The following is a 12,295-nucleotide window of genomic DNA, read 5'->3' as shown; positions in this document are numbered from 1 at the left end:
ATAAAGGAGGAGAAGATGTTTACGTATTCCTTAAACTTAAAATTAAAAACAGATCGGAACTTTTTTGGTCCTGGCGTTGTCGAAGTTTTACAAAAAATTCAGCAAACTGGGTCACTAAACTTAGCGGCAAAAGAGATGAAAATGTCTTATAATAAGGCATGGCGGATTGTGCGGGTAGCTGAAGAAGAGCTATCTTTTCCATTAATTATCAAAAGTGTTGGTGGTTGTAATGGTGGCGGGTCAATTGTTACGGATCAAGGAAAAGAGTTGATTGATCAATATCTTTTATTTGAGAAAAAAGTGTATCAACAGGTAGAGGCTTGCTTTGAAGAAATATTTAAAGAACAGGATGTAGTATCGGAGGAACTGAAATGAGAGAAGTATTTCAGCGTTTGAAACAGGCAATATTGGAAAAGCAAGACACGATGTTATTAACGATTGGTACAAGTTCAGGATCTACACCACGAAGTCAAGGGGCTAGAATGCTGGTTTCCGCCGAAGGTAGAATAGCCGGAACTGTTGGTGGTGGCGCGGTTGAATTTCAGGCTGAACAAGTGGCAAAAAAGCTACTTATTGAGAAAGAAAATGCACAACGTCAATTTATTTTAGCACCGAATAATATTGCTGATTTAGGCATGGTCTGTGGCGGAAATGTCACGATTTTTTTCCATTATCTTTCATGGGAAACGCCATTTTTAAAAGAGTTGTGTGAGTCCATAGAAACGCATTTTCAAAATAATCAACAAGGTTGGTTAATGACTGAACTAGATCAAAACAATTTAGGAAAAGTATCCTTTTATAGTGAAACAGGCGAATTGATTGGTTCCACTTCTTGGGAGGGGGAATTAAGTTTGCTACCTAAAGGTATCCATTGTGAGCAAAAAGAGGAAACAACTTTTTTAACAGAAGCAATCCTCCAAGTAGGGAAAGTATATATTTTTGGAAGTGGACATGTCGCACGCGCATTGGTACCTATTTTAAACTATTTATCGTTTTATTGCGTTGTAGTGGACGATCGTCCAGAATTTTTGACGGCACAAGCTTTTCCACAAGCTAAGGAACTACGGGTTATTCCTTTAGAAAATTTAGCTGCGTTTATTGAAATAACGGCGGATGATTATGGTATAGTAATTACCAGAGGACACAATTTTGATTTCATCGTTGCCAAACAGTTATTGGAAACACCAGCCAAATATATTGGTGTGATGGGGAGCAAACACAAAATTGCTTCACAAGTTCGACGGTTAAAAGAGGTCGGTTATACAATGAATGAAATTGAAAGAATTTTCATGCCAATTGGCTTAGACATTGCAGCCGAAACACCAGAAGAGTTAGCGATTAGCATCGCGGGAGAATTAATTCAACAGCGCTATCAATAATGAGGACCTTTAAGTTAAATAAAAAAGTTTTTTTGCTAAAAAATAATTTTTAGAACGAAGATTTGTGGTATAATCTAGATGATTGAACACTAAACTATATCAGAAATCGAGGTGCAAGAAATGTATTCAATTATTGTAAATGGTCAAAGTGAAACCTGTGAAACAAACAAAAAATTAATGGACTTTTTGCGGGAGGATCTGGGCCTAACTGGAACAAAAGATGGCTGTAACCAAGGCTCTTGCGGCGCATGTACGGTGCTAGTAAATGGAAAGGCTTCCAAAGCGTGTTTGTTTACTTTAGAAAAATTAGCTGGTAAAGAAGTCACGACAATCGAAGGTTTAAGCCAACGGCAAAAAGATGTCTACGCCTATGCGTTTGCAAAAACGGGTGCAGTTCAGTGCGGATATTGCATCCCTGGGATGGTTATTTCGGCACAAGGATTATTGAACAAGAAACCCGAACCCACAAAAGAAGACATTCAGAAAGCTTTACGCGGGAACATTTGTCGTTGTACAGGATATGTGAAAATAATAGAAGCCATTCAGTTAGCTGCTAAAATGTTTTGTGAAGAAACGAGCATTCCGGAAGAACATTCAAATGGTAAATTAGGGGAAGACTTCCAACGGGTCGATGCAGTGGAGAAAACCTTAGGAACAGGGATTTATGTAGATGACATTGACATAGAAGGAATGCTTCATGCATCTGCTTTGCGGAGTGCCTATCCTCGCGCAAAAGTTCTATCAATCGATAGTACCCAAGCATTGGCGCATCCTGACTGTGTGGCTGTGTTCACAGCTAAAGACGTTCCAGGAAATAATAAAATTGGTCATTTAGAATTTATTTCCGATTGGGATGTAATGATTCCAGAAGGAGAAATAACACGGTATGTTGGGGATGCAGTGGCACTCGTTGTTTCAAAAAGAAAAGAAACCTTACCAGAGATAAAAAATTTAGTGGAAGTTGATTACGAAGAAATGATACCGCTTACTTCTTGTGAAGCTGCTTTAGCAGAAGGTGCACCAGCTATTCATGAAAAGGGCAATATCTTGTCTCATGAACACTTGGTACGTGGCAACGCAGATGAAGTATTAGCAAATTCTGCGTTTGTAGTGACAGAACATTATTCCGTACCAATTAACGAACATGCCTTTATGGAACCCGAGTGTGCGATTGCACAGCCTGAAGGTGAGGGCATTTTACTCTTTAGTGCGGGTCAAAGTATCTATGATGAACAACGGGAAGTGGCTCGGATGTTAGGACTGGATAAGGAAAAAATTCATGTTCAATCAAAACTTGTTGGTGGCGGTTTTGGTGGGAAAGAAGACATGAGTGTTCAGCATCATGCATCCTTAGTCGCTTGGTTATTGAAGAAACCAGTAAAAGTACTGCTAAGCCGTGAAGAAAGTTTGATGGTTCATCCCAAACGCCATGGCATGGAAATGGACTTTACGACCGGCTGTGATGAAGAAGGCAATTTAACTGCAATGAAAGCAGTGATTTATGCGGATACTGGGGCCTATGCTTCTTTAGGAGGACCAGTATTGCAACGGGCTTGTACACATGCGGCAGGTCCTTACAAGTATCAAACGATTGATGTGGAAGGGTTTGCTGTATATACTAATAATCCGCCAGCAGGTGCATTTCGTGGATTTGGTGTTTGCCAAACGGCTTTTGCAATTGAAAGTAATTTAAACTTGTTAGCAGAAAAAGTCGGACTATCACCATGGGAAATACGCTTTAAAAATGCCGTCGCCCCAGGAGATACTTTACCGAATGGACAATTGGTCTCAAAAAATGCGGCGTTAAAAGAAGTCTTGTTAGCAGTTAAAGACGTCTATGAACAAGCGGAAGTTGCTGGAATTTCTAGTTTCTTTAAAAATAGTGGCGTGGGTGTGGGGCTACCTGATACAGGGCGTTGTATTATTTCTGTTGAAGAAGGAAAAATACATGTCCGCACAAGTGCTGCTTGTATCGGTCAAGGGATGGCAACCGTTACGACGCAAATTGCCTGTGAAACATTAAATTTACCACCAGAAATGATTGTTGCGGAAGCCCCTGATACGAGAAGAACACCGAATTCAGGAACGACAACGGCTTCGAGGCAGTCACTCTTCACAGGAGAAGCAACTAGAAGAGCGGCAATGCAATTACGGTATGAACTTGATATGGGACGTGCTTTAAGTGATTTGGAAGGTGAAGAATTTTATGGGGAATATTCAGCGAAAACGGATCCATTAATTAATGATAAAAAAAGTCCAGTTAGTCATGCTGGTTATGGTTATGCTGCTGAAGTAGCTATTCTAGATGACAAAGGAAAAGTAGCTAAATTTGTGGCTGCGTATGATATGGGGCAAGTGGTGAATCCACGAGCTGCTGAAGGTCAAATTGAAGGTGGGATTGCAATGGGCATGGGGTATGCTTTAACTGAAAAATTTGCCTTAGAAGAAGGCTATGTTAAAGCAAAATATGCAACGCTAGGATTAGTGAACGCCACTCAAGTACCACCAATCGAAACAATTTTGGTTCATGCTGACAATCTTCACGAAGGTTTAGCCTATGGAATTAAAGGCGTAGGTGAGTTAGCAACGATCCCTACCGCACCAGCTTTAGCAGGCGCATATTTCGCCTTGGATGGTCAGCTCCGACCAAGTCTGCCTTTAGAAAATACCCCTTATCAAAAGAAAAAAAGATAAAAGGAGACAACTCATGTCACTCGTTAGTGTCATTATTCTAGCATCGGGCAATTCACAACGGATGGGCCAAAATAAATTGTTCTTAAAATATCAAGGAAAAACATTTTTAGAGCACACGTTAACCTTAGTGAATCAATTAGACGTATTAGAACGGATTTTAGTTGTTTCGCCTGAGAATCAGCCAGCGTTTCCTTTACCTAAGAACATTCAGTTGATTCTCAATCATCAATGGCAAGAAGGGCAAAGTAGCAGTATTCGTTTAGGAACTGAACAAGCTCGGGGAGCTGGCTATTTATACTTACCTAGTGATCAACCATTGTTAACACCTAAAATGCTACAACCCGTGTTAGATAAATGTCAGAGAAATAAAATTATAGTGCCGTTACAAAAAGATGGTTGTCCTAGTAGTCCAGTATTATTCGGTAATCAATTTCGACAAGAACTATTAACATTGACTGGTGAAACAGGCGGACGCATGATTTATGAACGCTTTCCAGAAGCAGTTCAGATGTTGAGAATAGCGACTCCTGGCCGTTTAAAAGATATCGATACGCCAGAAGAGTACCAAAAATTAATTCAAGAAACCAATAGTTAGAGAGGAAAAACGTATGAAGGACTTGGTTTATTTAAATTATGCAGCGACTTCCTATAAAAAATTTCCAGCAACCATTGAGGCTTTGACTGCCTATTTAGCAGAAAATCAGTTCATGAATTACGGAAGAAATGCCCCTTTGCTTAGAGAGGAGCTTCCTCTTTTAGAGACACGTCAATTGTTAGCAGACTTTTTTCAGGCACCCAGTTCGGCTCAGATTACGTTTACGAATAACGCAACAACTTCCTTAAATCTTGCATTAGCGGGGATTTTACAACCTGGCGACCATGTGATTACGACCATGCTAGAACATCATGCAGTAGCTAGACCTCTTCACTTACTTGAGAAAGAACGAGGTATTTCAGTGACGTATGTTGCTTGTCAAAAAACGGGCCTGTTAGATGTAGAAGATATTCAGCGAGCCTGGCGAACGAATACAAAAGCATTGGTGATGACACACGCGTCGAATGTCTTAGGCACCATTTTACCCATTGAAGAATGTTTTCAATGGGCCCAACAGAAAGGATTATTAACCGTTTTGGATGCGGCTCAAACGGCGGGCTTTCTACCAATAAAAATGACTCAGATGGCCATTGATGTGTTAGCCTTTACTGGACATAAAAGCTTATATGGATTAGCAGGTATTGGTGGGTTAGCTTTTAGTGAACGAGGGGCTGAAGCGGTCAAACCACTGATAACGGGCGGCACTGGTAGCCATTCTAATTCCTTTGATCAACCCTCTTTTTTACCAGATAAATTTGAAGCTGGTACGTTAAACAGTTTAGGCATTTTAAGCTTAAATAGTTCTGTTAAAGAGTTGAATAAAATTGGTTTAGCAGCGATTCAAAAGCACGAACGAACCTTAATGCAGAATTTTTTAAATGGTTTATCAAGGTTACCTGTCACAATTTTAGGAACCAAGGACGTGGCACAAACTGTCCCTGTTGTTTCTATCACACTGTGGAATCAGGAAGAAACAGTGGTGGCACAGCAACTAGCAGAACAATATGGCATTATGACGCGCGCAGGTTTGCATTGTGCACCATTAGCCCATGAAACAGCTGGGACTTTAGCAACTGGCACCTTACGTTTTAGCTTTGGTTGGCAGACAACGCCTGAAGAAATTACTTGGACAATTCACGCTTTACAAGAACTACTAATTTGAGAAGGAGCGGACAGCATGGATTTTTTATCACAATGTACATCAGGTGGCTGCGGGGCAAAAATTGAATCCCGTGTACTGAATCAATTGTTGCAACACTTACCCGAAACACCGGCAAATGAGCGGCTACTCGTCGGATTTGAACATGCCGACGACGCCGCGGTTTACCAAATAGCGCCTGAAAAAGCTTTGATTTCAACGGTAGATTTTTTTTCACCAATGGTCAATGATCCGTTATCATTTGGAAAAATTGCGGTAGCTAATGCTTTAAGTGATGTCTATGCCATGGGCGGAACAGTCCTTTATGCGTTAAATCTTGTTTGTTTTCCACAAAAGATGTCAAAAGAATGGTTGGAACAAATGCTCTTGGGTGGCAGCTTAAAATTAAAGGAAGCGGGCGCTTTACTGGCGGGAGGCCATTCGATTTATGACCATGAACCCAAGTATGGCTTAGCGGTAACTGGAGAAGTTCATCCAGAAAATTTGTGGCATAATAATACGCCACAGGTGGGGGATGTCTTGATTTTAACTAAAGCATTAGGTGTAGGAATTATTCAAGCGGCTGTTCGGGGGCAATTGGCGAAGCAGACGGAACAAAAAATCGCACAATATTCGATGGAACGTTTAAATAAATATGCCGCTGCAAATGCTCGATCCTACGCAGTACATGCTTGTACTGACGTGACTGGGTTTGGTCTATTAATTCATGCAAAAGAAATGGCTGATAATCAGGTAACGTTACTGATTGATACAGAAACATTACCAACCATTACAGGAGCGTTGGACTACGCCGCAGAATGTTTAGTCACTGCAGCTGGACAAAGAAACCGCCAAACAATCGGAACGACAATCGATTATTCAAAAATTTCTATGGAAATGCAAGAACTTTTGTTTGATCCACAAACATCTGGCGGACTGTTAATTAGTGTCGCTGCTGACGAAGCGGCAGCCTGTTTAGCAGCTATTCAAAAAGAGGACCCTGTTGCCAAAATTATTGGCGAGGTTCTGCCAAAAGAACAACAAGCAGTAGTACTTTTATAGAGAGAAGGGCCAAATATGAAATTAGTAGATGCATTGGGGAAACCTTGCCCAATACCTGTGATTGAAACAAAAAAAGCTTTGGCGGAGTTAGGTTTAGCTGGAGGCACTATCGAGGTTTTAGTCGATAACGAAGTAGCTGTTGAAAATTTGAAAAAATTAGCTGCTAAAAAACAGGCCACTTTGACTGCGAAGCAGATAGAAGCCACGGTTTTCTCTGTCAAAATTACGGTACCTGAAGAAGCGACGCAACAAACAAGTCAGTCAGCAACAGATTTAGTAATTACGATTGGCTCCGATCAATTAGGTACTGGAGACGAGCAGCTAGGACGACTACTAATGAAAAGTTATCTTCAATCCTTATCAGAAGCAGAAACTGTTCCTACACAGCTATTATTCTTTAATCGAGGGGCGTTTTTAACGAATCAAGCAGCGAATACCTTAGCTGATTTGCAACAATTAGCGGAGAAGGGAACCACGATTAAAACGTGTGGGGCCTGTTTAGATTTTTATCATTTAACAGACACCTTAGCTATCGGCTCTATTACTAATATGTACGAAATTGTTGAAACAATGAATCAAGCGGCTAAAGTAATTACGCTTTAACAAAAAAAGAAGGTGAAAAGATGGAGTATTTGCTAACCTTTCCGAATACACATTATGCTGTTCAGGCGGAACAAGTACTGTTGGCAAGAAAGGTGGCTGTTCGCGTCTTTACTTTGCCACCATCATTGACGGATGGCTGTGGGATCGGTTTACTCATTAATGAAGCGGAAATAACTCACAGTGTATGTTTTTTAGAAGAAGCAAAAGTACGCGTAGCCTCTATTTTTTCTGTGAAAAATGACCTTGGGGAAAGGAGGTACCAACTGTGGAGTCCTTAAAAAAGTGTTTTGATTTACAAGGAAAGGAGATTGTGTCGATTGTTGGTAGCGGTGGGAAAACAAGCTTAATGTGGGCGCTAGCAAAAACATATCGAAAGGAAGCTGTTCTGGTTAGTACAACTACAAAAATTGGGTTTCCCCAACGTCAATTGTATGATTATTTTTATACAAACCATTTTGAAAAAATAACGCCGAATATCTGCGGAATCACTTTAGCAGGAACCGCTATCAACAATCAAACAAAACTAACGATGCCTGCAATGACTTCGCTTCAAATATTGTTTCAGCACTTCACGAAAGTTTTTTTAGAAGCGGATGGTTCCAAACAACGACCTTTGAAAGGCTGGTCCTCTTATGAACCCGTGATATTAAAAGAAACAACCACCACAATTGGTGTGCTTCCGATTTCTGTGATTGGTCAAAAGATAGATGAAACGATCATTCATCGGTTGCCGCTTTTTTTGGAATTAACCGATGCGCAACAACAAGAACCAATCACAGAAACATTGTTAGCTCAACTCATTGCTCATCCAAAAGGATTGTTTAAAGAGAGCCAAGGCAAACGAATTTTGTGTTTAAATCAAACCCATACGCGAAGAGAGTTCGTTCAAGCGATGAATGTCTGTCTTCAGTTACCCAAAAGCTGTTTTGAAAAATTAGACAAAATTATTGCTTGCAATATGGAATTAGAGAAAGGACTTATTTTATGGGAGAAATCAGTCAAAACATCCAAGAAAAATTAGTGATTGTTCGTGGAGGAGGCGATCTAGCGACAGGTGTTATCCAAAAATTATGGCACGTTGGCTTTAAAATACTAGTATTAGAAACAGAATGTCCTCTGGCCATTCGGCGGACTGTTTCAGTTTGTGATGCTATTTTCCAGAAAGAACAAAGAGTGGAAGATTTGGTTGCTGTTCGAATTACTTCATTAAAGGATTGCGCGAAATGTTGGCAGCAAAATAAGTTGCCTGTTTTTGTCGATCAAACAGCAAGTGCTATTCAACAATTGAAACCACTGATTGTTATCGATGCGATTTTGGCTAAGAAAAATTTAGGTACGCATCGAGGAATGGCACCGATTACGATTGCTTTAGGACCAGGCTTTTCAGCACCGCAAGATGTCGATGTTGTGATTGAGACAATGCGTGGACATAGGTTGGGACGTTTATACTTTGAAGGAACAGCTTTACCTAATACAGGTATTCCAGGTGAAATTGGCGGAAAAAGTGCGGAACGAGTTGTCCATGCTCCTGCTTCAGGACAAGTTACCCACCTTAAAAACATAGGGGATTTTGTGTTGAAAGGGGAAGCATTATTTTTTATCGATCAGGTTCCAGTTTATTCGCCTCTGACAGGGACTTTGAGAGGATTGATTTCAGAAAGGGTAACCTGTTATCAAGGGTTGAAGTGTGCAGATGTAGATCCTCGACCAGTTGAGAAAGTCGATTGCTTGACGATCTCCGACAAAGCTCGTGCATTAGGGGGAGCGGTTTTAGAAGCAATTTTTATGATTGGAAGAAGGAAAAACGTTTTATAAAAAAGAAACTAAATAATATTTTTTTTACCTTAAAAATATTGTTAAAAAGGTTTGGAGTGTGGTATAGTAAAGACGTAGTAAAAAATACTCTATCTCGAAAGGAGAAGAGTACATACTTAGTTAGATTAGTTTGTGAATAAAATCATTTGTTAAAAAATTTTTTTAGTAGTTAATGTAAGGGGTTACAATTGCATTTGAATGCATTGAAATATTTAGGACAACAGAAAGGAAATGAATGAAGATGGCACTAGTAAAAATTGTTTATGCAAGTATGACTGGAAACACAGAAGAAATTTCCGAGATTTTGGAAGAACAGTTTCAAGAAGCTGGAGTTGAAGTAGAACGTGAAGAATGTTCAGAAGTTGATGTAGACTTCTTTGATGATGCAGATGCTTGTATTATCGCAACGTATACTTATGGTGATGGGGAACTGCCTTTTGAATTTGAAGATTTCTTTGATGAATTAACTGAAAAGGATTTAGCAGGTAAGCCATTTGGCGTTGTTGGTTCCGGTGATCGTGAATATGGTGAATTTTTCTGTAAATCAGCGCATGATTTTGTAGGAGCTTTTGAAAAAGCTGGTGCTAAAAAAGTAGCTGAAACAGTTGAAATTGAAAACAATGCAGAAGAAGAAGACATCGAACTGCTAAAAACATTTGTTAAAAGTGTCGCCACCACTTTATCTGATAGCGTTGCCTAAGGATTTAAGAAAGTAGGAGTCAGAATGAAAAGGAATGATGAAGGTAGGTATTTCAATGTTTAATATTCTTCAGTCGACTCAATTATCTAGTAATACATTTGATTTTTGGCTGGAAGCGCCAAGAATAGCGACACATGCCCAGGCTGGACAGTTTGTTATTTTAAGAATTGACGAAAAAGGAGAGCGGATCCCTTTAACGATTGCGGAGACAAATCCACAAGCAGGCAGTATTCGAATTATTTTCCAAGTAATCGGTAAGACAACAGCTGCACTTTCCCAACTTAAAACTTCCGACTTTTTGTTAGATATCACTGGACCTTTAGGTATGCCCACAGAAGTGAAGCAATATGGAACGGTGATGGTTGTCGGTGGTGGAGTTGGCATCGCGGCTATTTATCCAATTATCAAGGCTTTAAAAGAAGCAGGCAACCGAGTGATTACGATTTTGGGGGCACGCACAGCTGAGTTAGTTCTGTTACAAGAAGAATGCCGTCGTTATTCGGATGAACTAATCATTACAACGGATGATGGTTCATTAGGTAAAAAGGGCTTAGTAACAGAAGCGATGGAAGAAGTTATTGCACGTGAATCTGTAGCGTGCAGTTGGGCGATTGGGCCCAGCATCATGATGAAATTTTGTACCTTGACAGCTGAAAAACATCAATTACCAATTTATGTTTCCTTGAATCCTATTATGATTGACGGAACAGGCATGTGTGGCGGTTGTCGGGTCACTGTTGATGGCACCATGAAATTTGCCTGTGTTGATGGACCTGAGTTTAAAGGCAATGAAGTAAATTGGGATGAATTCATTAATCGAATGAAGCAATATCAGGAAGAAGAAGCAGTTTGCTTTACAGATCGTTTGAAAGAGCAGGTGGAGAAAAATGGCTAGAAAAAGTCGTATAAAAACACCGATTGCGGAACAAGCACCTACTATCAGAAAGAGTAATTTTGAAGAGGTTTGCTTAGGCTATACATTAGCAGAAGGGCAAGAAGAAGCGGTTCGTTGTTTACAATGTAAAAATGCACCTTGTATTGCTAAATGCCCCGTGATGATTGATATTCCTGGATTTATTTTAGCTATTCGTGAAGGAAACATGGAACAAGCAGCCGATATTTTAAGTAAATATACGAATTTACCTGCTATTTGTGGACGCGTTTGTCCGCAAGAGAAACAATGTGAACAAGTTTGTAAATTAGGAAAAGCCAAAAACTTTGAACCAGTGGCAATTGGCAAATTAGAACGTTTAGTTGCCGATTGGGCATTAGAAAATCACATGTTTCCTAAGAAAACAGCGGAACCAACAAAAGGGAAAGTAGCAGTGGTCGGTTCTGGTCCTTCTGGGTTAACAGTTGCGGGGGATTTGGCAAAGCTCGGCTACGAAGTAATTATTTTTGAAGCGCTTCACGAAGCTGGCGGTGTATTAACCTATGGCATACCTGAATTTCGATTACCGAAAAAAATTGTTAAACAGGAAATTGCGAGTATTGAAGCCTTAGGTGTAACAATAGAAACCAATGTGGTAGTAGGTAAAACGATTACGATGGAAGAAATAATGTCAGAGTTTGATGCCTGTTATCTATCGGTTGGTGCAGGGGCACCAAACTTTATGGGAATCCCAGGAACTAGTTTAAATGGGGTTTATTCTTCTAGTGAATTTTTAACACGAATCAATTTAATGCATAGCTATGAGTTTCCAGAATATGATACACCGATTAAACGTGCTAAAAATGTCGTTGTGATTGGCGGCGGGAATGTTGCAATGGATGCCGCTCGTTCAGCCAAACGATTAGGCGCTGAAAATGTGAATATTGTGTATCGTCGTTCGTTAGAAGAATTGCCAGCAAGAATTGAAGAATATCACCATTCCCTTGAAGAAGGAATTAACTATTATTGGTTGACAAATCCGATTGCTTATTTAGATGACCAACAAGGAAATCTAGCCGGTGTTGAATGTGTCAAAATGGTTTTAGGTGAACCAGATGCGTCTGGAAGACGACGTCCAGAACCAATTCCAAACAGCACGTTTACCATTCCTGCTGATGCAGTAATCGAGGCAATTGGCCAAGGAGCAAATCGAGTCTTGCTATCAACATATCCAGAAATAGAACTAAACCAATGGGGGTACATTCAGGCCGATCCTAAAACAGGAGCAACCTCAATACCTGGCGTTTTTGCTGGGGGCGATATAGTTACAGGTGCTGCCACCGTTATTTTAGCGATGGGCGCTGGGAAAATCGCAGCTAATGCAATTGATCAGTATGTCAAAACACAAAAAACAGCAGTCACAAGCAATGTTTAGGAA

Annotated in this window: 13 protein-coding genes; all 13 read left to right on the top strand. The window is 40.1% G+C overall.

Features of this window, described 5'->3' with window-relative positions:
- Nucleotides 1-15: 15 nt before the first annotated feature.
- The 13 genes from AB3I72_RS04050 (at nucleotide 16) to gltA (ending at nucleotide 12,292) form a co-directional block, all read left to right on the top strand.
- The gene (locus AB3I72_RS04050) at nucleotides 16-375 is read left to right on the top strand and encodes a winged helix-turn-helix domain-containing protein (RefSeq protein ID WP_002356595.1); all 360 of its coding nucleotides are present in this window, start codon (nucleotides 16-18) and stop codon (nucleotides 373-375) included.
- On the top strand, nucleotides 372-1,379 hold the full coding sequence (locus AB3I72_RS04045; protein ID WP_104806288.1) for an XdhC family protein: 1,008 nt from the start codon (nucleotides 372-374) through the stop codon (nucleotides 1,377-1,379). Before AB3I72_RS04050 ends, AB3I72_RS04045 begins: the two co-directional genes overlap by 4 nt.
- A 120-nt stretch (nucleotides 1,380-1,499) precedes the next feature.
- Nucleotides 1,500-4,073 (top strand): selenium-dependent xanthine dehydrogenase, encoded by a 2,574-nt coding sequence (xdh, locus tag AB3I72_RS04040; RefSeq protein ID WP_368023603.1) that lies wholly within the window; start codon nucleotides 1,500-1,502, stop codon nucleotides 4,071-4,073.
- Between the two features lie 13 nt (nucleotides 4,074-4,086).
- Nucleotides 4,087-4,668 carry a molybdenum cofactor cytidylyltransferase gene (gene mocA, locus AB3I72_RS04035; protein WP_002362594.1) on the top strand — a complete coding sequence of 194 codons (582 nt, stop codon included), beginning with the start codon at nucleotides 4,087-4,089 and terminating at the stop codon, nucleotides 4,666-4,668.
- 13 nt (nucleotides 4,669-4,681) lie between these two features.
- Nucleotides 4,682-5,830, top strand: a complete 1,149-nt coding sequence (gene sclA / locus AB3I72_RS04030) for a selenocysteine lyase SclA (RefSeq protein WP_061101089.1) — start codon at nucleotides 4,682-4,684, stop codon at nucleotides 5,828-5,830.
- 15 nt (nucleotides 5,831-5,845) lie between these two features.
- Nucleotides 5,846-6,868, top strand: a complete 1,023-nt coding sequence (gene selD / locus AB3I72_RS04025) for a selenide, water dikinase SelD (RefSeq protein ID WP_061101090.1) — start codon at nucleotides 5,846-5,848, stop codon at nucleotides 6,866-6,868.
- Nucleotides 6,869-6,883: 15 nt separating this feature from the next.
- On the top strand, nucleotides 6,884-7,471 hold the full coding sequence (gene yedF, locus AB3I72_RS04020) for a sulfurtransferase-like selenium metabolism protein YedF (RefSeq protein ID WP_002374269.1): 588 nt from the start codon (nucleotides 6,884-6,886) through the stop codon (nucleotides 7,469-7,471).
- A 20-nt stretch (nucleotides 7,472-7,491) separates the two neighbouring features.
- The gene (locus AB3I72_RS04015; RefSeq protein WP_002387137.1) at nucleotides 7,492-7,749 is read left to right on the top strand and encodes a DUF3343 domain-containing protein; all 258 of its coding nucleotides are present in this window, start codon (nucleotides 7,492-7,494) and stop codon (nucleotides 7,747-7,749) included.
- Nucleotides 7,737-8,492: a selenium cofactor biosynthesis protein YqeC gene (yqeC, locus tag AB3I72_RS04010; RefSeq protein ID WP_368023601.1), complete on the top strand. Its 756-nt coding sequence runs from the start codon at nucleotides 7,737-7,739 to the stop codon at nucleotides 8,490-8,492. The genes AB3I72_RS04015 and yqeC overlap by 13 nt, the downstream gene beginning before the upstream one ends.
- The gene (yqeB, locus tag AB3I72_RS04005) at nucleotides 8,456-9,286 is read left to right on the top strand and encodes a selenium-dependent molybdenum cofactor biosynthesis protein YqeB (RefSeq protein ID WP_368023600.1); all 831 of its coding nucleotides are present in this window, start codon (nucleotides 8,456-8,458) and stop codon (nucleotides 9,284-9,286) included. The genes yqeC and yqeB overlap by 37 nt, the downstream gene beginning before the upstream one ends.
- A 235-nt stretch (nucleotides 9,287-9,521) precedes the next feature.
- Entirely contained in the window at nucleotides 9,522-9,986 is a 465-nt protein-coding gene (locus AB3I72_RS04000) for a flavodoxin (RefSeq protein ID WP_368023598.1), read from the top strand.
- Nucleotides 9,987-10,023: 37 nt separating this feature from the next.
- A complete protein-coding gene (locus AB3I72_RS03995; RefSeq protein ID WP_368023637.1) occupies nucleotides 10,024-10,881 on the top strand; it encodes a sulfide/dihydroorotate dehydrogenase-like FAD/NAD-binding protein in 858 nt (285 codons plus the stop codon).
- Nucleotides 10,874-12,292 carry an NADPH-dependent glutamate synthase gene (gene gltA, locus AB3I72_RS03990; RefSeq protein WP_368023597.1) on the top strand — a complete coding sequence of 473 codons (1,419 nt, stop codon included), beginning with the start codon at nucleotides 10,874-10,876 and terminating at the stop codon, nucleotides 12,290-12,292. Before AB3I72_RS03995 ends, gltA begins: the two co-directional genes overlap by 8 nt.
- Nucleotides 12,293-12,295 lie beyond the last annotated feature (3 nt).

This window comes from Enterococcus sp. GC34 (genome assembly GCF_040886645.1).
GTDB lineage: Bacteria > Bacillota > Bacilli > Lactobacillales > Enterococcaceae > Enterococcus > Enterococcus faecalis.
This window is presented reverse-complemented; position numbering and strand designations above follow the sequence as displayed.

Coding starts and splice junctions, on each gene's coding strand:
- AB3I72_RS04050 (WP_002356595.1), top strand. CDS start 16: ATGTTTACGTATTCCTTAAACTTAAAATTAAAAACAGATCGGAACTTT.
- AB3I72_RS04045 (WP_104806288.1), top strand. CDS start 372: ATGAGAGAAGTATTTCAGCGTTTGAAACAGGCAATATTGGAAAAGCAA.
- xdh (WP_368023603.1), top strand. CDS start 1,500: ATGTATTCAATTATTGTAAATGGTCAAAGTGAAACCTGTGAAACAAAC.
- mocA (WP_002362594.1), top strand. CDS start 4,087: ATGTCACTCGTTAGTGTCATTATTCTAGCATCGGGCAATTCACAACGG.
- sclA (WP_061101089.1), top strand. CDS start 4,682: ATGAAGGACTTGGTTTATTTAAATTATGCAGCGACTTCCTATAAAAAA.
- selD (WP_061101090.1), top strand. CDS start 5,846: ATGGATTTTTTATCACAATGTACATCAGGTGGCTGCGGGGCAAAAATT.
- yedF (WP_002374269.1), top strand. CDS start 6,884: ATGAAATTAGTAGATGCATTGGGGAAACCTTGCCCAATACCTGTGATT.
- AB3I72_RS04015 (WP_002387137.1), top strand. CDS start 7,492: ATGGAGTATTTGCTAACCTTTCCGAATACACATTATGCTGTTCAGGCG.
- yqeB (WP_368023600.1), top strand. CDS start 8,456: ATGGGAGAAATCAGTCAAAACATCCAAGAAAAATTAGTGATTGTTCGT.
- AB3I72_RS04000 (WP_368023598.1), top strand. CDS start 9,522: ATGAAGATGGCACTAGTAAAAATTGTTTATGCAAGTATGACTGGAAAC.
- AB3I72_RS03995 (WP_368023637.1), top strand. CDS start 10,024: ATGAAGGTAGGTATTTCAATGTTTAATATTCTTCAGTCGACTCAATTA.
- gltA (WP_368023597.1), top strand. CDS start 10,874: ATGGCTAGAAAAAGTCGTATAAAAACACCGATTGCGGAACAAGCACCT.